Source organism: Brevundimonas sp. VNH65 (genome assembly GCF_049445955.1).
Taxonomy (GTDB): domain Bacteria; phylum Pseudomonadota; class Alphaproteobacteria; order Caulobacterales; family Caulobacteraceae; genus Brevundimonas.
The window spans coordinates 165,263-184,016 of the sequence record NZ_JBMSDX010000005.1 but is presented as its reverse complement, the minus strand read 5'-3'; the positions used below and the strand labels follow the sequence as shown (position 1 = coordinate 184,016).

Sequence of the window (18,754 nt, the reverse complement as noted above, 5' to 3'; positions counted from 1 at the left end):
CAGATCGGCCGGTCAGCTGCGCTGGTTGGGGGCTGCGCTGACCGGCCTCTTGCCAACCCCAACAACCCCAGTTCAGATCAACCCAGGACTCTCGTTATGGCTGGATGAGAAACGGGGGTCACGTCAGTTCCAAGGCGCGCGTGAAGGCGAGTATCGGCTCTTCCTGATGAAGGAGTCGATGCGCGATGGCGAGAAAGTCGATCCTCAGGAGCTTGACCGGATCACCGCTCGCGAAGTCGCCTCCGGACGTATGTCACCTGACAGCGAATACCGGGCGCTGGCGAAGGCGGCTGGGACCGTCTTGGGATCACCTAAACCCCGCAAAGCGGGCTGGTTTGGAAAGCTGTTCAAATGAGCGTCGCCCTGATCTCCATAGTCCTCAACGTAGCTCTCGCGCTCGCGCTCGTGTTCGTGATGCTGAAAGCTAGGGCTCGCATAATCGAAGAGAAACTCGCGACCTTCGCCGGGGCGCTCAATGCGTTCTTCTACGGCCTAGCAGCGGGAGACGTTGAAACCCGATGGAAGCGGTTAGCTTTCGGTCTTCAAGGAATGGTCGGGAAAGACGTTGAGGTTCGCGAGCTGGAATGGCGACTGATTCAGGCGTCTACGATCCGCTACCTAAGGCATGAGGCCGTTGCCGCTGATTTAGGAGAGCACCTTCACTCGCTCGTCCTCCAATCGGTGCGGGGAGACGACGAGGCGATCCGTGTGTGGGATTACATAGACGGCGCTCTAGGGAAGGAGCCCGGTTTCGAGCAAGAGCCTAGCGAGCGGTTCACAGCGGCTGAGCTGGCGAAAGCTCAGTTTCAGATCGAAGGCGATCTCTACCGAATGTATGAGAGAACGCTCACCGGCCATCCGCCAAAGGTCTTTGGGTAGTCGGTCGCGGCTTCAAACCCGGCTCACTTGTCCGGTAGCACCTGAACCGGCCTTCCCTGATCCACAGCGTCCGGGATTTGGTCGTCCCCAACCATCGCATAATGGATGCGCTGAACGGCTTTGCTGAAACGCGCCGCCTTCTCGGCTTCAGCCTCCAACCGTCCGGTCCAGTAGCGGGACCGACGATGAGAATTCTGACCTCCGTCGATGATGATCTCATCGAACACGATCCCCCAATCCTTGTAGACCTCCATATCAGCGTGAGCCATTCGGTTCCGGATGCCCCGGCTCGCGTCATAACGGTCGAGGATCGCCAACCCGAGCTTCCTGAAGCGGAAAAGCGGGCCGGGGATAGCTAGAACCTTCCGGAGATATTTTACGCGAGCGGCGCTGCTGAAGGGTGGTTTCTCCGACACGTCGCGATAGTCAGCCTCGTGGGAGCATCGAACCACGACGTCCGTCAGCTTCTGCTCGACGTGGCTGTAGCTCCAAAGAATCGCGGATCGGAGAATCAGGGCGCGGGCTAGCTCGTCATCCTGAAGCCAAGGGTTGATGACGGCTCGCCACTTGTTAGGAACGAGGGGCTTTTCGGGGCTCTGCATAGAGAGAGCTAACCGGCTTCGAACCGACACCGCGACCGTAAAAAACGGCGTAGAAAAAACCGTAGAAAACTACACCCCAAACGGGCGGTAACTGCTTGATTTTAGGGGAAATCCCCGCGCTGGCAGTCCCTAGGGGAATCGAACCCCTCTTTTCAGGTTGAAAACCTGACGTCCTAACCGATAGACGAAGGGACCGCTGCGCGGGGAGCCGGCGATATAGCCGCCGATTCCAAAGGGCGCAAGCCCCTCGTCTCGCGCGATTTTCGATCAGTGTTAGGCGCCGATCATTGATGCTCAGACCCTCCGCGGGTCGGCGACGTCTTCGATCTCGAACTGCACGCCCTGGCGTCCGTTCCAGTCATCGGCCTTCAGGCGACCGACCACATTCAACCCGGTGCGTCCTTCCAGCAGCGCCTGCCCCAGCGGAAGATCGGCCTGGCGCCAGGCGATGGCCCGGACCGAGGCTCCGTCCGGCCCGGCCAGGCGGCATCGCACATGTCCGCCCTTCATCGCCATCGGCTCGCGCGCCTGCACGCCGCTCAGGGCGAACAACGGCTCGGGATTCGCCGGGCCGAAGGGGCCGAGGCGCTCGAACCCGTCCAGCAGGGCTCGGGTCGCGGCGGACGGATCGATCAGGGCGTCGATCTCGACGGTGTCCTGCGCGGCGGCGACCTGCTGCTCGTCGGCCAGTCGTGCGTTCAGATAGGCGCGCAGATCCTCGAGCCGATCGATCCGGACCGTCAGTCCCGCCGCCATCGCATGTCCGCCGCCCGCGAGCAGCAAACCCTCTCCCCAGGCGGCCTGTATCGCGCGCCCGAGATTCACCCCGGGCTGTGACCGGCCGGACCCCTTTCCCACGCCGTTGACCGCGTCCAGGCCGATGACAATCACCGGCTTGCGCCAACGCTCCCGCAGGCGCCCCGCGACGATGCCGACGACGCCTGGGTGCCAGTCCTCGCCGCCGACCACGACGACGGCCGACCCGTCGTTATGCCATCCTGCGGATTCCACCCTGCGCACGGCGGCGTCCTGAACCTGCCGCTCGATCTCGCGCCGCTCGTGGTTCAGGTCATCCAGCCGGCCGGCGAGAGCGGCGGCCTCCGCAGGATCGTCCGTCGCCAGCAGCCGCGCGCCGAGATCGGCCCGGCCGATGCGCCCCCCGGCGTTGATGCGCGGCCCCAGGATGAAGCCTGCATGGTTGACCTTGGCCGGGCCTGGTTGTGCGTCGGCCACCTCCAGCAAGGCTCTGAGGCCGGGATTGGCCCAGTCCGACATGACGCCGAGGCCGAGGCTGACCAGAGCCCGATTGAATCCTCTCAGGGCCGTCACATCGCAGACGCCGCCCAGCGCCGCCAGGTCCATCCATCGGCGGATGTCCGGTTGCGGCCGGTCGCCGAAAAGTCCGCGCGCCCGTCCCTCCCGATTCAGCGCGGCCAGCAGCACGAAGACGACGCCCGCTGCGGCCAGATCCCCCTGCCCCGAGTTGCAGCCGGGCTGGTTCGGATTGACCAGGGCTAGGCAGGGCGGCCGTCGCTCCCGCATCAGGTGATGGTCCACCACCACCACGTCCAGGCCGATGCGCGCGGCGTGTTCAAGCGCATCCTCGGCCGCCGCGCCGCAGTCCACGGTGATCACCAGATCGGCGCCCTGGGACTGCAGGGTGTCGAAGGCGCGAGGGCTGGGTCCGTAACCCTCGGTCAGCCGGTCGGGAACATAGATCGGCAACTCCCGCCCCATGGCCCGGAACCAGCGCACCAGCAAGGCCGCGCTCGCGGCGCCGTCGACGTCATAATCGGCGAACAGGTGCAGCGAACGCCCAGCCTCCATGGCGTCCAGGATCGCGGTCGCCGCCTGGTCCATGCCGAGAAAGCTCGAAGGATCGGGAAACATCGACTTCAGCGTCGGCTGTAGAAAGTCCCTTGCGCCTCGCGCATCGACGCCTCGCGCGGCCATGGCTCGCGCCAGCAGTTCGTCCAGGCCTTCGGCCTGCATTATCGCGCGGACCTGGGATTCGTCGGCGGGCCGTCGCTCCCAGGCTCGTCCCGATAGGGATTCGCCTACGCCCAGAAAATGCTCGAACGCGTCCGACGTCATGTCAGACAGGTCGTTCGGTGCGGACGCGTCGCGTGAGGCCTCGCTCGGAATCCATTATCAGACTGTGCGTCGCCAGCCTGTCGCCTTTCCGTTCCACCCCCATCAACAGACTGCCTGTCGTGACGCCAGTCGCGGCGAAGACGATCGGACCGCGCACCAGATCGTCCATGCCGTGGACGCCGCTAACCCTCAGTCCGCTTGCCTCGATCCGACGCGCCTCGTCGTCGTTACGCACAACCAGGCGTCCCTGGAAAAAGCCGCCCAGACATTTCAACGCCGCCGCCGAGAGCACGCCTTCCGACGCTCCGCCCGAGCCGAGATACATATCGATGCCTGCTTCCGGCTCGGCCGTCTGGATCACGCCGGCGATATCGCCGTCGGAGATCATGCGCACCCTTGCGCCGACGGTTCGGAGATCCGCGATCAGCCGGGCGTTGCGGGGGCGATCCAGCACGCAGACGACGAGCGAGTCGGTCGAAACCCCCTTTGCGCCGGCCAACGCCCGGACGTTGTCAGCGGCCGACCTCTCCAGGTCCACCGTGCCGGGCGCGAAGCCGGGACCGATGGCGATCTTGTCCATGTACAGCGCGGGCGTTCGCGCCAGGCCGCCGACCGGCGCGGCGACCAGCACCGCCAGCGCGCCGCCCATGGCTTTCGCCGTCAGGGTGGCGCCTTCCAGCGGGTCCAGGCCCAGGTCGATCGTTGGGCCGTTCCGGGTCCCGACATTCCGCACCGGTCGCCCGTCCGCATCCGTCAGCGCGTCGCTCATGGCGATTTCGCCGTCGATGTCCAGCCGTTCCAACTCCCGGCGCATGGCCGCCCACGCCGCCTCATGAGCGCGAGGCTCGTCACCGCGCCCGACATGGGCGAACCCAGCGATCGCCGCCGCCTCGGTCGCCGCGATCAGGGTCATGGGAAGGTCGGCGGCAAGGCCGGCCGCTACGTCCTGCACCGCTACGCCGAATGCCGAATCCGCCATCAGTATTCCTCGTTGATTCGCCGACCTGTCCATGGACCGGCGAGAGGCCGCTGCGCAGCAGCCCTTACTGGCGTCGCCCGATCGGCGGCGGCGCCTCGCCCCGACGTCTCAAATCTTCGGCCCAGGCCTCAAGTTGTTCCAGTGTCCTGGCCGCTTCCGGAGAAGGCGGGATCGCGGCCAGCCGCTGCCGCACCTGGGATTCGAAGCGCGCCGGGTCGTCCGACGTCCAGACCAGCCGATCGACCTCGCCGGTCAGGGCGGTATTGGCGCCGGACAGGGCGTTCACTGCGGCGGCGATCTGTTCCGGCGTCGGCGCGCCCTGCGACGCCTTCGGAAAGTCCGACCACTCGGGATATCGACGGTTGGCGTCGACCAGCGCCTGGACCCGCTGGTCCAGCGGGGAATCGCCCTTCTCGGCCTCGAACGCGCCTGCACAAGCCGACAGCAGCAGGGCCGCCGCCCCCATGACGAACGCGCCTGTCATCTTTTTCGCAAAACGGCCGTTCATATCGTCCGGCGTCATATGCCATCATCCGGTCTGGCGAAAGGGTCGGCGTGGGCGGCGGCTTTCGCCATGCAGCGCCTCCGGGCACCAACAACGGGAAACGTCATGGCCAAACCGCCGATCGATCCGTCCGCCAAGCCCCGCAAGGCCGGACGCCCGACCTCCGCCCGACCCAGGCCGCCGAAGGCCCCGCGGCCTCAGGAGGGCGCCGAACCACCCGCAATGGCGATCCCGGTCGCCGCCGGGTTGAAACCCGATCAGGCCTCGACCGCCGGACCGTCTGCGGCAAGGACGGATGACCCGACCCGCGACGCCGCGGCCGCGCCATCGACGGCGGATGAGCAGCGCGCTGCGATCGAGACCCTCTCGATGAACCTCGCCAAGGCCGTCATGACGGCCCAGACGGCGATGACCGAGGCGACGCTCGCCCAGGTCGGACGCCTTCAAACCCAGATCCAGGACGGTCAGCCTCCCCAATCGCCGAACGCCGACCCGTTCAACGTCGCGCCGGCGATGGCTCAGGTCATGTCCGGACTGGCGGCTCAGCCCGAGAAGCTGTTCTCGGCGCAGGCCGATCTCTTCACCCGCTATCTGGATCTCTGGAGCACCGCGTCGAGACGGGCCGCCGGCGAACCGATCCCCTCGGTGGCCGACAAACGGTTCAAGGACCCGGCCTGGTCCGAGAACCCCGTCTTCGACATCATGCGCCAGTCCTACATGACGACGGCGGACTGGATGAACGGTCTCGTCGCGGGCGTCGAGGGCGTCGATCCCAAGGCGAAGCGTCGGGCCGAGTTCTTCACGAAGCTGCTCACCGACGCCTTTTCGCCGTCGAACTTCCTCGCCTCCAACCCGGCGGCGCTGAAAGCGATGGCGGAAACGAACGGCGAATCCCTGGTCCGGGGCATGCAGAACTTCGCCGCCGACCTGGAGGCGGGGGGCGGAAAGCTGAAGATCAGCCAAGCCGATTACGGCCGGTTCCAGGTGGGTGAAAACGTCGCCACGGCGCCGGGTCAGGTCGTGTGGCGCGACGAACTGTTCGAACTGATCCAGTACGACGCGGCGACGGACCGGCAGCGGGCGCTCCCGCTGCTGATCTTCCCGCCCTGGATCAACAAATTCTACATCATGGACCTGCAGCCGGCGAACTCGCTGATCCGGTGGCTGTCATCGCAGGGCTTCACCGTCTTCGTCTGTTCCTGGGTGAACCCGGACGTCGACAAGGCCGGTTTCGGCTTCGACGACTATCTGGAAAAGGGGATCTACCGTGCGACGCGAAAGGTCATGGAGCAGACGGGTCAGGATCGACTGAACACGGTCGGCTACTGCATCGGCGGCACCCTGATGGGCGCGGCGCTCGGACACATGGCGGCGACCGGCGACACACGCGTCAACGCCACCACCTTCTTCGCCGCCCAGCACGACTTCCGCGAGGCCGGCGACCTGCTGCTGTTCACGGATGAGCACTGGCTGGCAGAGGTCGAGCAGCAGATGGACGCGGCCGGCGGCGTGCTTCCGGGTGCGGTCATGGCCGACACCTTCAATGCGCTGCGGGCGAACGATCTGATCTGGTCGTTCTTCGTCTCAAACTATCTGATGGGCAAGGCGCCGGCGGCCTTCGACCTTCTGTTCTGGAACGCGGACCAGACGCGGATGCCGAAGGCGCTTCACATGGCCTATCTGCGCCAGCTTTACGGCCAGAACCGCCTGGCCGAGGGCTTGTTCGAAATCGGCGGCCAGACGATCGACCTGTCGAAGGTCAAGACGTCCCTCTACTTCCAGGCCTCCAGGGAAGACCATATCGCGCCCATGAACTCGGTCTATCGTTCGGCGCGCCTGTTCGGCTCGGACGACGTTACCTTCACCCTGGCCGGATCGGGCCACATCGCCGGCGTCATCAATCCTCCCGCCGCCAACAAATATCAGCACTGGATCAATGCGAACCTGCCCGCGACCCTGGACGAATGGCGAGCCGGGGCCCAGGAACATCCGGGCAGTTGGTGGACCCACTGGGCCGACTGGCTGCATGCCCGTTCCGGCGACTGGGTCCCCGCGCGGCATCCCGACGCCGGCCCGCTCAAGCCGATCGAACCCGCGCCCGGCAGCTATGTGAAGGTCAAGAGTTGAAGTCCGTCGAACCCAACCTGCTCCTCGCCGTCAGCACTGCCCTCGCTCTGGCCCTTCTGATCGCGACCTCCGTGCTGTTCGGCGAGCCGGACCAGGCGCTCAAATATGTCATCACAGCCTTGGTCTGCCCGCCCCTCTACGTCGTGATGAACGGCTGGTGGCGTCGGCGGCGCGGCGCCGCCACCATCCCGATGATCCACCGCGAAGCGCCCGGCACGGCGGTCTGGGCCTCGATCTTTCCGGCGTTGCTGATGCTGGCGGCCGCCATACCCGTTTTCTGGCCAGGCCATGATTACGGACTGCTAGTCGTCATCGCCTCGGTCTGGTTCGCCGCGACGCTGGAATCGGCCATTACGGCGGCGCGTCGCCCCGCGTGACGGCGGGCCCGCCTCCAATAATATGATTATTTAGTTGCATCGGCCGACGGGGCGTCGGAAACCTTGGCTGATGACAAAGCCTCTCCGTTCGCGCGCCTGGTTCGACAACCCGGACAATCCGGACATGACCGCCCTCTATCTGGAGCGGTATCTGAACTATGGGCTGACGCTTGAGGAGCTTCGTTCCGGCAAGCCGATCATCGGCATCGCCCAGACCGGGTCCGACCTCAGTCCCTGCAATCGCCACCATATAGAACTGGCCAAGCGGGTCCGTGAAGGCATTCGCGAAGCGGGCGGGATCGCCCTGGAGTTCCCTGTCCATCCGATCCAGGAGACAGGCAAGCGGCCGACCGCAGGCCTGGATCGCAACCTGTCCTATCTCGGACTGGTCGAACTGCTCTACGGCTACCCCATCGACGGCGTGGTTCTGACCATCGGCTGCGACAAGACCACCCCGGCCTGTCTGATGGCGGCGGCGACGGTGGACATCCCCGCCATCGCCCTGTCCGTCGGCCCGATGCTGAACGGCTGGCTGAAAGGCGAACGCGTCGGCTCGGGCTCGATCATCTGGAAGGCCCGCGAGATGATAGCCGCCGGCGAGATCGACTATGAGGGCTTCATCGATCTGGTCGCCCGGTCGGCCCCTTCAGTCGGCTACTGCAACACCATGGGCACGGCCACGACGATGAACAGCCTGACCGAGGCCCTGGGCATGTCCCTGCCCGGCTCGGCCGCCATCCCGGCGCCGTATCGCGAACGGCCCCAGGTGGCCTATCAGACCGGCAAACGGATTGTGGACATGGTCCACGAGGATCTGAAGCCCTCGGATATCCTGACGCGCCAGGCCTTCGAGAACGCGATCGTGGTCAACTCGGCCATCGGCGGCTCGACCAATGCGCCGATCCACCTGACCGCCCTGGCCCGCCACGCCGGCGTGGAACTGCCGCTGGAGACCTGGCAGGCGGTCGGCCATGACGTGCCCCTGCTGGTCAATCTTCAGCCCGCGGGAAAGTATCTGGGTGAGGAGTATTTCCAGGCAGGCGGCGTGCCCGCCGTGGTCGCCGAACTGATGCGACACGGCCGCATCCATGAGGCCGCCCTCACCGTCAACGGCCGAACGATCGGCGACAACTGCCGCGACGCGGGGATCGATCTGCCCGACGTCATCCGCACCTATGACAACGCCCTGGTCCAGGACGCCGGCTTCCTGGTGCTGACCGGCAATGTCTTTGACAGCGCGGTGATGAAGACCAGTGTGATCTCGCCCGAATTCCGTGACCGCTACCTCTCGGACCCGGCCGATCCGGAGGCCTTCGTCGGGCCGATCGTCGTCTTCGACGGCCCCGAGGATTACCACCGGCGAATCGACGACCCGGCGGAGAACATCACGGCCGAGACCATTCTGGTCATGCGCGGCTCCGGCCCCATCGGCCACCCGGGCGCCGCCGAGGTCGTCAACATGCGCCCGCCCGACTATCTGATCCGGCAGGGCGTCACCGCCCTGCCCTGCATCGGCGACGGTCGACAATCCGGAACGTCCGGCAGCCCCTCGATACTGAACGCCTCGCCCGAGGCGGCGACCGGCGGCGGCATCGCCCTGTTGCGCAACGGCGACCGACTGCGCGTCGACCTCCGGGTCGGCCGGGTCGACGCTGATCTGTCGGAGGCGGAATGGGCGGAGCGGCGCGCCGCCTTCGAAGCCGCCGGCGGCTATGCCTTCCCGCCGTCACAGACGCCCTGGCAGGAAATCCAGCGGTCCATGGTCGGCGAACTGGAAACAGGCGCTGTTCTCGAGCCGGCCGTCAAATATCACCGCATCATCGACCGCTTCGGACCGCCGCGCGACAATCACTGACGGCAGGTCAGCGCGTCACAGCGCCTGGCCGTCGTCGATGACGATCACCGACCCGGTCATGAACCGTGCAGATCGCCCGCACAGCAGCATCAGCGCCTCATCCAGTGCGTCTCCGTCCATCAGGCGACGACGCGGAAACCCGGAGATCTGCGCCTTGCCGCCCTCGCTGGCGAACCAGTCGGCGTTGATCTCCGTCTCGATGTATCCCGGCGCGATGGCGTTGACGGCGATGTGGCGCTTGGCCCACTCGCGCGCCAGACCCTTGGTCAGGGAAATCACCGCTGCCTTGGACGCGCAATAGCCCGTCAGGCCGGGCAGTTGCACCAGTCCGGCGACGGAGGCGATGTTGACGATGCGGGCGTCTCCGGCTTCGGCCACGCCGCTGTCCAGCATGCGCTTGACCGCCTCGCGCGCGGTCAGGAAGACGCCGCGCACATTGACGTCGAACGTCTGGTCCCAGGTCTCGACCGGCAGGGACAGGGCCGCGCCGTCGCCGCTGAGGCCGGCATTGTTGATCAGGATCGAGATCGGGCCCAGCGCCCCCTGGGCCTGATCCAGCGCCGGGCCTATCGCAGCGGGATCGGAGACGTCCAGAGGCACGGCGACCGCCTCGCCGCCGCCTTGGCGGATCGCATCCACAACGCTGTCGAGACGGTCTGTCCGCCGCGCCGCCAGGGCGACTTTGGCGCCTGCGCCCGAAAGCAGATGGGCGAAGCGGACACCCAGTCCGCTCGAAGCTCCGGTGACAAAGGCCGTCCGTCCGGCCAGGCGGTTGTCGGTCATGGCGAATCCTCCCGACGACCGTCTTAGCGGTCCGCTATCGCAAGCTGAAAGCCAAATCTGCCCTAGTCCGATGACGGCTTGGCCAAGGTGCGGTTCAGCCAGAGCGCGATCAGGGTCGCCACGGCTCCCGACAGCAGATAGGCGCCGGACGCCAGCAGCCCGCCTTCGACCGACAGGAACAGGGCCGCCAGGGGCGCGAACCCGGCGCCGAACAACCAGGCCAGGTCCGACGTCAGGGCCGAGGCCGTGTACCGGTTCTTCAAGGCGAAACTCGACGCGACCGGGCCCGACGCCTGGCCGAACGAGAGTCCAAGCAGGATGAAGCCCGAGATCATGAACACCAGTTCGCCGGTCGCGCCGCCGTCCAGCAGCTGCGGCGCAAAGCCGGAAAAGGCGGCGATGCCCGCCGCTGTCGCCGCCAGCACCGCGCGCCGGCCGTACCGGTCCGCCAGCATCCCCGATCCCAGGATCGCCAGGATGCCGACCCCTGCGCCGATTGCTTCGATTAGAAGGAACCGGCTTGGCTCCTCGCGCGTGAACAGAAAGACCCAGGACAGCGGAAACACGGTCACCATGTGGAACATGGCGAAACTGGCCAGAGGGGCGAAGGCGCCGACGACGATGCGCGGCCCCTCCTCCCGAACTGCGGTCAGAACGCCCGTCGGCTGCAACTCGCTGGACTTGAACAGATCCTGGAACGCCGGGGTGGCCACGATGCGCAGGCGCGCGAACAGGGCCACCACATTGATCGCGAAGGCCACAAAGAACGGATAGCGCCAGCCCCAGTCGAGGAAGTCCGCCGCCGACAACGTGACGAGGAAATAGGCGAACAGACCCGAGGCGACAATCAGACCGATCGGCGCGCCCAGTTGCGGAATCATGGCGTACCAGCCTTTGCGTCCGGACGGCGCGCTGAGCGCCAGTAGCGACGGCAGGCCGTCCCAGGCGCCGCCCAGCGCGACGCCCTGGCCGATCCGGAACATGCACAACAGGATGGCGGCCCAGACGCCGACCACGGCATGCGCGGGCAGGAAGGCCACGGCGACCGTCGAACTGCCCAGCAGCAGCAGCGCCAGCGTCAGGCGTGTCGTCCGGCCGAAGCGCCGGTCGATGGCGATGAAGACGGCCGTGCCCACCGGCCGGAACACGAACGCCAGCGCGAACACCGCAAAGGACCACAGCATGCCCTCGAGCGGCGGCAGGTGGGGAAACACCAGCTGGGGGAACACCACCACGGAGGCGATCGCATAGACGAAAAAGTCGAAGAACTCGGACGTCCGCCCGATGATCACTCCGACGGCGATCTCGCTCGCGGCGACCGGGCCATGGCTGGAGCCCCGCGTTTCCGGCGCGTCGGCCAAGGGCGCGTCAGAAGGGCGGGCGTCAGACGGGGGCGCTTCGGCTTTGGTCGACATTCGCGAAGGCTCTTCAGGGCGGCTCGAGTGACAGGCCTGTCGACCAGACGACAGACTCCAATGGCAACGCGCACACCTCGGCGCGCGTTGCTGGATGAAGTAGCCCGCGCGCGCCATTCGCCGGGATTGGACAGATTGTCCAATAGGCCCCCGCCGGATCGCTGCGTATGCCCCGCCATTCTCGGCGTGAACCTGATCGACGCGCCCCTGGCCGAAGGATGGACTGAAAGTGCGCCTGCGTTCGCTGTTGCCGCCCATGCTGCTTCTGCCCTTGCTCGCAGGCTGCGAGGCGGTGGTGTTGTCGCCGGCGGGTCACATCGCCGCTCAGCAGCGCGATCTGCTGGTCTTCTCCGTCGTGCTGATGCTGATCATCATCGTGCCGGTCATGGCGCTGACCGTCTGGTTCGCCTGGAAGTACCGCGCCTCGAACGCCGAGGCTCGCTACGATCCGGACTGGGACCACTCGACCCATCTGGAACTGGTGATCTGGGCCGTGCCGCTGCTGATCATCATCTGCCTGGGCGCCGTGACCTGGGCCGGCACCCATCTGCTGGATCCCTATCGCCCTCTGGACCGGATCGACAAGGATCGCGCGGTCCCTGCCGACGTTCGCCCGCTCCAGGTCAATGTCGTCGCCCTGGATTGGAAATGGCTGTTCATATACCCCGAGTATGGCGTCGCCACGGTCAATGAGATGGCCGTGCCGGTCGATCGACCGGTGCGTTTCAGCCTGACCTCGTCGTCCGTGATGAACGCCTTCTACGTGCCCGCCATGGCCGGGATGATCTACGCCATGCCCGGCATGGAGACCAAGCTCCACGGGGTCATCAACGCGCCGGGCGACTACAAGGGATTCTCGGCCAACTACTCCGGCGACGGCTTCTCGGACATGAAGTTCGCCTTCCGCGGCCTCAGTGACGACCAATTCAACGCCTGGATCGCCCAGGCCCGCCAGACGGGCCAAACGCTGGACCGCGTCGCCTACCTGGATCTCGCCCGCCCCAGCGAGAAGACGCCCGTCATGCGGTTCGCCGACGTCCAGCCGCACCTGTGGGACCAGATCGTCAACATGTGCGTCCAGCCGGGCAAGATGTGCATGGGCGAGATGATGGCCATCGACGACCAGGGCGGCCTGGGGCTCGACGCGATCCGCAACACCTGGCCGCTGGCCTATGACGACCAGCGCCGTCGCAGCGAAGCCGTGCTCGGCGGCGCGGCCCAGGGCTATGTCATGGCCGTCTGTACGGCCGATGACGCGGTGGCGGCGGCGGAGGGCCGCGCCGCATTGGAGCTGGCCCAGATCAATGCGCCGTCGCCGTCGCTGGCGCGAGTTCAGGGCCTCGGCCTCGCCCGCCCGACGTCCCAGTCGCCGCTGCCCGGCCGCAGCCTGATCGAGCAGGCCGCCCAGCCCTCCGTCGCCTCTCCCCGGAATTCCCCGTCCCAGAACGGCGCCCGCTCCTGATGTCTTCCCCGAACCTCCCGACCGATCACATCGTGCCCGTCTCCCCGTTGCTGGGGCGGCTGACCTGGGACGCCATCCCGCACGACCCCATCGTCCTCGCCACCTTCGCCGTCGTCGCCGTCGGCGGCGTCGCCATGCTGGCCCTGATCACCCGCTACAGGCTGTGGGGCTATCTGTGGCGCGAGTGGTTCACCACGGTCGATCACAAGCGCATCGGCATCATGTACATGATCCTGGGCATCGTGATGTTGCTGCGCGGCTTCGCCGACGCCGTCATGATGCGGCTGCAGCAGGCGATGGCCTTCGGCGGTTCCGAGGGCTACCTGAACGCCCACCACTACGATCAGATCTTCACCGCTCACGGCGTGATCATGATCTTCTTCGTGGCCATGCCCCTGATCACCGGCCTGATGAACTATCTTGTGCCGCTACAGATCGGGGCGCGGGACGTCTCCTTCCCCTTCCTGAACAACTTCAGCTTCTGGATGACCACAGCCGGGGCCGTCCTGGTCATGGCCTCTCTGTTCGTCGGCGAATTCGCCCGCACGGGCTGGCTGGCCTATCCCCCGTTGTCAGGCCTTGCCTACAGTCCGGGCGTCGGGGTCGACTACTACATCTGGGCGCTGCAGATCGCGGGTGTGGGCACGACCCTGTCCGGCATCAACCTGATTGCGACCATCGTGAAGATGCGCGCCCCCGGCATGACGCTGATGAAGATGCCGGTCTTCACCTGGACGTCGCTGTGCTCGAACGTCCTGATCGTGGCGTCCTTCCCCGTGCTGACCGCCTGCCTCGTCCTGCTGACGCTGGACCGCTACGTCGGGACGAACTTCTTCACGAACGACTTCGGCGGCAATCCGATGATGTACGTGAACCTGATCTGGATCTGGGGTCACCCGGAGGTCTACATCCTGATCCTCCCGCTGTTCGGCGTCTTCTCCGAGGTCGCCTCGACCTTTTCGGGCAAGAAACTCTTCGGCTACACCTCGATGGTCTATGCGACCGTCGTGATCACCGTGCTGTCGTATCTGGTGTGGCTGCACCACTTCTTCACCATGGGATCGGGCGCGTCGGTGAATTCCTTCTTCGGGATCACCACCATGATCATCTCCATCCCTACCGGGGCGAAGATCTTCAACTGGCTGTTCACGATGTATCGCGGCCGCATCCGGTTCGAGCTGCCGATGATGTGGCTGATCGCCTTCATGCTGACCTTCGTCATCGGCGGCATGACTGGGGTAATGCTGGCGATTCCGCCGGCGGACTTCGTGCTGCACAACTCACTGTTCCTGGTCGCCCACTTCCACAACGTCATCATCGGCGGCGTGCTGTTCGGCCTGTTCGCCGGCATCAACTACTGGTTCCCCAAGGCCTTCGGCTTCAAGCTGGACAAGCGGTGGGGACTGGTCAGCTTCTGGTGCTGGGTCGTCGGCTTCTGGGTCGCCTTCGCCCCCCTCTATGTGCTGGGCCTGATGGGGGTGACGCGCCGACTGCGGACCTTCGACGATCCGTCCTACCAGATCTGGTTCGTTATCGCGGCCATCGGCGCGGGCATCATCGCGGTCGGCATCCTGGCCTTCCTGATCCAGATCGTCGTCAGCGTCCTGAAGCGCGACCAGTTGCGTGACGTGACCGGCGATCCCTGGGGCGGCCGCACCCTGGAATGGGCCACGTCCTCACCCCCGCCGAACTACAACTTCGCCTTCACCCCGGTGATCCACGACAGCGACGCCTGGTGGGACATGAAGGCTCGCGGCTACCAGCGTCCGATCAAGGGGTTCGCCGCCATCCACATGCCGAGATCGACCGGCGCGGGCGTCATCCTGGCGGGCCTGTCGACGGTGCTGGGGATGGCTCTCGTCTGGTACGTCTGGTGGCTGGCCGTGCTCTCCTTCGTCGCCATCGTCGGCTACGCCATCTGGCACACCTTCAACTACAACCGCGACTTCCACATCCCGGCTGAAACCGTGGTCGAGATCGAGGATAGACGCACCACAGCCCTCGCCGCCGAAACGGGAGCCAAGGCATGAGCGCGCCCGCACGCACCGCTGATCCGGTCGAGTTCCATCTGAAGGAAGAGCCGCACCATCCGGAGGGGAACTCCACCCTTCTGGGCTTCTGGCTCTATCTGATGAGCGACTGCCTGATCTTCGCGATCCTGTTCGCGACCTATGGCGTTCTGGGCGGAAACTATGCGGCGGGTCCGGGCCCCAGGGACCTGTTCGACCTGAACCTCGTGGCGATCAACACCGCCATGCTGCTGTTCTCGTCGATCACCTACGGCTTCGCCATGCTGGCGATGTACAAGGGTCGTCAGAGCCAGACCCTGGCCTGGCTGGCGGTGACCGGCCTGTTCGGCCTCGCCTTCCTCGGCATCGAACTCTACGAATTCCATCACCTGATCCACATCGGGGCCACGCCCCAGCGCAGCGCCTTCCTGTCGGCCTTCTTCACCCTGGTCGGGACCCACGGCCTGCACGTCGCCTTCGGCCTGATCTGGCTGGGGGTGCTGATGGTTCAGGTGATGCAGCGCGGCCTGATCCCCGCCAACCGGCGCCGGCTGATGTGCCTGTCCCTGTTCTGGCACTTCCTCGACGTCATCTGGATCGGCGTCTTCAGCTTCGTCTATCTGTTGGGAGTCCTGCGATGAGCGCCCATCCCGAGCATGACCACGACCCGGCGCACGACGACGGTCACGACCACGGCAGCTACCGCTCTTACCTGACCGGCTTCATCCTTTCGGCGGTGCTGACGGCCATTCCCTTCGCCCTGGTGATGACCGGCGCCCTGCCGGTCGGCGCCACGATCGCCGCCGTGATCGGCTTCGCCGTCGTGCAGATCGTGGTGCAGATGGTCTACTTTCTGCACATGAATCCGAGATCCGAGGGCGGATGGAACCTGCTGGCCCTCGCCTTCACCCTGATCGTCGTCGTGATCGCGATTTCCGGCTCGCTGTGGGTCATGCACCATCTGGAGGTGAACATGATGCCGGCCCACGACATGGAGGCCATGGCCCGCTGAATGACGTCAGCCGCGTCAGGACGCCGCAAGAGACTGGTCCTGACCGGGCTTGCCCTGGGCCTGTGCCTTCTGTTCGCCGGCCTAGGCGTCTGGCAGGTCGCCCGGCTGGTCTGGAAGCTGGAGCTGATCGATCAGGTCGAGACCCGCATTGATGCGCCGGCGGTCAGCACGCCGGGTCCAGCGGAGTGGCCGCATGTCACAGCCGCCGGCGACCAGTACCGTCGCGTCGCGACGCAGGGCCGCTTTCTTCACGATCGCGAGACCCGGGTTCAGGCCGTCACGGCGCTAGGCGCCGGACACTGGCTGATGACGCCTCTGGTCACAGACGACGGCTTCGTCGTTCTCGTCAATCGGGGTTTCCTGCCTGCGCGGTCCGACCGGGCGCCTGCGCCGACGCCTGAACGTCCGTCGGGCCGTGTGGAGCTCACCGGCCTGCTGCGGATCAGCGAGCCGGGCGGCGGCTTCCTGCGCGCCAACGCCCCCAGCGCCGACCGCTGGACGTCGAGAGACGTCGCCACGATCGCCGAGACACGCGGCCTGACCGGAGCGGTCGCGCCCTATTTCATCGACGCCGCCGCCGACACGGGCCAGAATGTCTGGCCGCGCGGAGGTCTGACCGTGGTCCGATTCAGCAACAACCACCTGGTCTACGCCCTGACCTGGTTCGCCCTGGCGGCTCTGGCCGGGTTCGGCGCCTGGCGCTTCGCCCGCTCCGTCCCAGGAGACCTGGCCCCATGAGCGCCGACGTCGGCATCCAGGATACGGCCGACCGCCATAATCTGCGGCTGCTGATCCTGCTGCGCTGGTTCGCCGTCGGCGGCCAGCTAGCCACCATCTGCGTGGTCGGGTTCGCCATGGACGTGCGCCTGCCCCTGATCCCGATGTTCGGCGTCCTGTGGTTCCTCGTGGCGCTGAACGGCCTGGCCTGGCTTCGTCTGCGCGGCGCCTCGGCCATCACCGGGCGCGAGCTGTTCCTCGGCCTGCTCGGCGATGTGCTGGCCCTGACCGCCCAGCTCTACATGTCCGGCGGCGCCACCAACCCCTTCATCTCCCTGTTCCTGCTGCAGGCCATGCTCGGGGCCGTCCTGCTGGACCTGCGACGCGCCGCGACGCTGGCGGTCGTGACCATCGCCGCCTTCCTGGCCCTGACCCTGTGGTTCGAGCCGCTTCGCCTTCCGCCGCGCGCCGACGGCGACCTGTTCGCGCTTCATATCCAGGGCATGTTCATTTGCTTCGTCCTGACGACGGTGCTGCTGCTGGTCTTCGTCACACGCATCACCCGCAATCTTCGCGACCGCGACCGCCGCCTCGCCGAACTGAAGCAGCAGTCCGTCGAGGAGGACCACATCGTCCGCATGGGCCTGCTGGCCGCCGGCGCCGCGCATGAACTGGGCACGCCCCTGGCCACCCTGTCGGTCATCCTGCGCGACTGGCGGCGTCTGCCCTTCTTCCGTCGCAACACAGAGGCGAAGCAGGAGCTGGGCGTCATGGAGGCCGAGCTGGAACGCTGCAAGTCCATCGTGCGCGGCATCCTGATCTCGTCCGGCGAACTGCGTGGCGAGGGCGTCATCCGCTCCGAAGCCCGCCAGTTCATCGACGACTGCGTGCAGGAGTGGCGCAAGGCCCGCACGCCGCCCCGCCTCGACTATCGCAACGCCTTTCCCGCCTGCACGCGCATGCTGGCCGACGTCGCCCTCAAACAGGTCATCTTCAACCTGCTCGAGAACGCGCTCGAGGCCTCGCCCGACTGGATCGGCGTCGAGGCCCGCCGCGACGGCGAGCGCCTGCTGTTCCTCGTCTCGGACCGTGGCCCCGGCTTCGCGCCGGAAGTCCTCGCCAATCTCGGCAAGCCCTACGCCTCGACCAAGTCCGGACCGGGGCGCGGCCTGGGGCTGTTCCTGGTGATGAATGTGGCGCGAAAGCTGGGCGGCGCCGTCACCGCCGTCAACCGTCCCCAGGGCGGCGCCCAGGTCACCCTGGCCCTGCCCCTGGCCGACGTCGACCCGGAGCCTGACGCCCCATGACCGCGCCCCGCCTGATCATCGTCGAGGACGACGCCGCCTTCGCCACCACCCTGGAGCGGTCGTTCATCAAGCGCGGCTATCTGGTCCGCGTCTGCAACGGGCTCGACGGCCTGACCTCGATCCTGGCCGAGTTCTCGCCCGCCTTCGCCGTGGTCGATCTGAAGGTCGTCGGCGGGTCCGGTCTGGAATGCGTGAAGGCCCTGCACGCCCATGATCCCGACACCCGCATCGTCGTCCTGACCGGCTTCGCCAGCATCGCCACGGCGGTCGAGGCCATCAAGCTGGGCGCCTGTCACTATCTGGCCAAGCCGTCGAACACCGATGACATCGAGGCCGCCTTCGCCCGCATCGACGGCGATGCGTCGGCCCCGCTGACGTCCCGGCCGACCTCGATCAAGACTTTGGAGTGGGAGCGTATCCACGAGACCTTGGTCGAGACCGATTTCAACATCTCCGAAACCGCGCGGCGACTGGGAATGCACCGCCGAACACTGGCCCGAAAGCTGGAAAAGCGACAGATCAAATGATCAAGGCGCGAATCGGCGAAAATCGATTCAGGTCGCGTCGACGGCGATTCACCAAACACAGTCCCGTCAGCAAAATTTTCGCCGTCTGATCTCGCCGAAATCCC

General features: G+C 66.2%; 18 protein-coding genes and 1 tRNA gene. 12 read left to right on the top strand and 7 right to left on the bottom strand.

All coding sequences use genetic code 11. The features are described from left to right. Nucleotides 1–355 (top strand): hypothetical protein (locus ACO2Q1_RS10600; RefSeq protein WP_423329481.1); only part of this gene is annotated, 355 nt, incomplete at its 5' end. Beyond that, on the top strand, nucleotides 352–879 hold the full coding sequence (locus ACO2Q1_RS10595) for a hypothetical protein (RefSeq protein ID WP_423329476.1): 528 nt from the start codon (nucleotides 352–354) through the stop codon (nucleotides 877–879). The genes ACO2Q1_RS10600 and ACO2Q1_RS10595, both read left to right, overlap by 4 nt. A 23-nt stretch (nucleotides 880–902) precedes the next feature. Here ACO2Q1_RS10595 and ACO2Q1_RS10590 read toward each other — a convergent pair whose 3' ends face one another. The 5 genes from ACO2Q1_RS10590 to ACO2Q1_RS10570 form a co-directional block, all read right to left on the bottom strand. After that, nucleotides 903–1,481 (bottom strand): hypothetical protein, encoded by a 579-nt coding sequence (locus ACO2Q1_RS10590; RefSeq protein WP_423329475.1) that lies wholly within the window; start codon nucleotides 1,479–1,481, stop codon nucleotides 903–905. A 120-nt stretch (nucleotides 1,482–1,601) separates the two neighbouring features. Then, nucleotides 1,602–1,676: transfer RNA gene (locus tag ACO2Q1_RS10585), tRNA-Glu, on the bottom strand. Between the two features lie 99 nt (nucleotides 1,677–1,775). After that, nucleotides 1,776–3,575, bottom strand: coding sequence for a single-stranded-DNA-specific exonuclease RecJ (gene recJ, locus ACO2Q1_RS10580; RefSeq protein ID WP_423329474.1), 1,800 nt, complete (start codon nucleotides 3,573–3,575; stop codon nucleotides 1,776–1,778). A 1-nt stretch (nucleotide 3,576) separates the two neighbouring features. Next, nucleotides 3,577–4,554 (bottom strand): fructose-bisphosphatase class II family protein, encoded by a 978-nt coding sequence (locus ACO2Q1_RS10575; protein WP_423329473.1) that lies wholly within the window; start codon nucleotides 4,552–4,554, stop codon nucleotides 3,577–3,579. A 64-nt stretch (nucleotides 4,555–4,618) separates the two neighbouring features. Then, nucleotides 4,619–5,077 (bottom strand): hypothetical protein, encoded by a 459-nt coding sequence (locus ACO2Q1_RS10570; protein WP_423329472.1) that lies wholly within the window; start codon nucleotides 5,075–5,077, stop codon nucleotides 4,619–4,621. Nucleotides 5,078–5,164: 87 nt separating this feature from the next. Between ACO2Q1_RS10570 and phaC the strand changes: the two genes are divergently transcribed. The 3 genes from phaC to ACO2Q1_RS10555 all read left to right on the top strand — a co-directional run bounded on the left by phaC (nucleotide 5,165) and on the right by ACO2Q1_RS10555 (nucleotide 9,418). Then, entirely contained in the window at nucleotides 5,165–7,186 is a 2,022-nt protein-coding gene (phaC, locus tag ACO2Q1_RS10565; protein ID WP_423329471.1) for a class I poly(R)-hydroxyalkanoic acid synthase, read from the top strand. Next, nucleotides 7,183–7,563 (top strand): hypothetical protein, encoded by a 381-nt coding sequence (locus ACO2Q1_RS10560; protein WP_423329470.1) that lies wholly within the window; start codon nucleotides 7,183–7,185, stop codon nucleotides 7,561–7,563. Before phaC ends, ACO2Q1_RS10560 begins: the two co-directional genes overlap by 4 nt. 70 nt (nucleotides 7,564–7,633) lie before the next feature. Beyond that, nucleotides 7,634–9,418, top strand: a complete 1,785-nt coding sequence (locus ACO2Q1_RS10555; RefSeq protein WP_423329469.1) for an IlvD/Edd family dehydratase — start codon at nucleotides 7,634–7,636, stop codon at nucleotides 9,416–9,418. A 15-nt stretch (nucleotides 9,419–9,433) separates the two neighbouring features. Here ACO2Q1_RS10555 and ACO2Q1_RS10550 read toward each other — a convergent pair whose 3' ends face one another. Both ACO2Q1_RS10550 and ACO2Q1_RS10545 read right to left on the bottom strand, forming a co-directional pair. Continuing rightward, entirely contained in the window at nucleotides 9,434–10,201 is a 768-nt protein-coding gene (locus ACO2Q1_RS10550; protein ID WP_423329468.1) for an SDR family NAD(P)-dependent oxidoreductase, read from the bottom strand. Between the two features lie 62 nt (nucleotides 10,202–10,263). Continuing rightward, a complete protein-coding gene (locus ACO2Q1_RS10545) occupies nucleotides 10,264–11,616 on the bottom strand; it encodes an MFS transporter (RefSeq protein ID WP_423329467.1) in 1,353 nt (450 codons plus the stop codon). A gap of 229 nt (nucleotides 11,617–11,845) precedes the next feature. Here ACO2Q1_RS10545 and cyoA point away from each other — a divergent pair, with 229 nt between their 5' ends. The 7 genes from cyoA to ACO2Q1_RS10510 are packed head-to-tail and all read left to right on the top strand — an operon-like array spanning nucleotide 11,846 to nucleotide 18,650. After that, entirely contained in the window at nucleotides 11,846–13,078 is a 1,233-nt protein-coding gene (gene cyoA / locus ACO2Q1_RS10540; protein WP_423329466.1) for a ubiquinol oxidase subunit II, read from the top strand. Then, the gene (gene cyoB, locus ACO2Q1_RS10535) at nucleotides 13,078–15,108 is read left to right on the top strand and encodes a cytochrome o ubiquinol oxidase subunit I (RefSeq protein WP_423329465.1); all 2,031 of its coding nucleotides are present in this window, start codon (nucleotides 13,078–13,080) and stop codon (nucleotides 15,106–15,108) included. The genes cyoA and cyoB overlap by 1 nt, the downstream gene beginning before the upstream one ends. Then, nucleotides 15,105–15,728 carry a cytochrome o ubiquinol oxidase subunit III gene (cyoC, locus tag ACO2Q1_RS10530; RefSeq protein ID WP_423329464.1) on the top strand — a complete coding sequence of 208 codons (624 nt, stop codon included), beginning with the start codon at nucleotides 15,105–15,107 and terminating at the stop codon, nucleotides 15,726–15,728. The genes cyoB and cyoC overlap by 4 nt, the downstream gene beginning before the upstream one ends. Continuing rightward, nucleotides 15,725–16,099: a cytochrome o ubiquinol oxidase subunit IV gene (cyoD, locus tag ACO2Q1_RS10525; RefSeq protein ID WP_423329463.1), complete on the top strand. Its 375-nt coding sequence runs from the start codon at nucleotides 15,725–15,727 to the stop codon at nucleotides 16,097–16,099. Before cyoC ends, cyoD begins: the two co-directional genes overlap by 4 nt. Continuing rightward, nucleotides 16,100–16,837 carry an SURF1 family protein gene (locus tag ACO2Q1_RS10520; protein WP_423329462.1) on the top strand — a complete coding sequence of 246 codons (738 nt, stop codon included), beginning with the start codon at nucleotides 16,100–16,102 and terminating at the stop codon, nucleotides 16,835–16,837. Further along, a complete protein-coding gene (locus ACO2Q1_RS10515) occupies nucleotides 16,834–18,123 on the top strand; it encodes an ATP-binding protein (protein ID WP_423329461.1) in 1,290 nt (429 codons plus the stop codon). Before ACO2Q1_RS10520 ends, ACO2Q1_RS10515 begins: the two co-directional genes overlap by 4 nt. Then, nucleotides 18,120–18,650, top strand: a complete 531-nt coding sequence (locus ACO2Q1_RS10510) for a response regulator transcription factor (RefSeq protein WP_423329460.1) — start codon at nucleotides 18,120–18,122, stop codon at nucleotides 18,648–18,650. Before ACO2Q1_RS10515 ends, ACO2Q1_RS10510 begins: the two co-directional genes overlap by 4 nt. Nucleotides 18,651–18,754 lie beyond the last annotated feature (104 nt).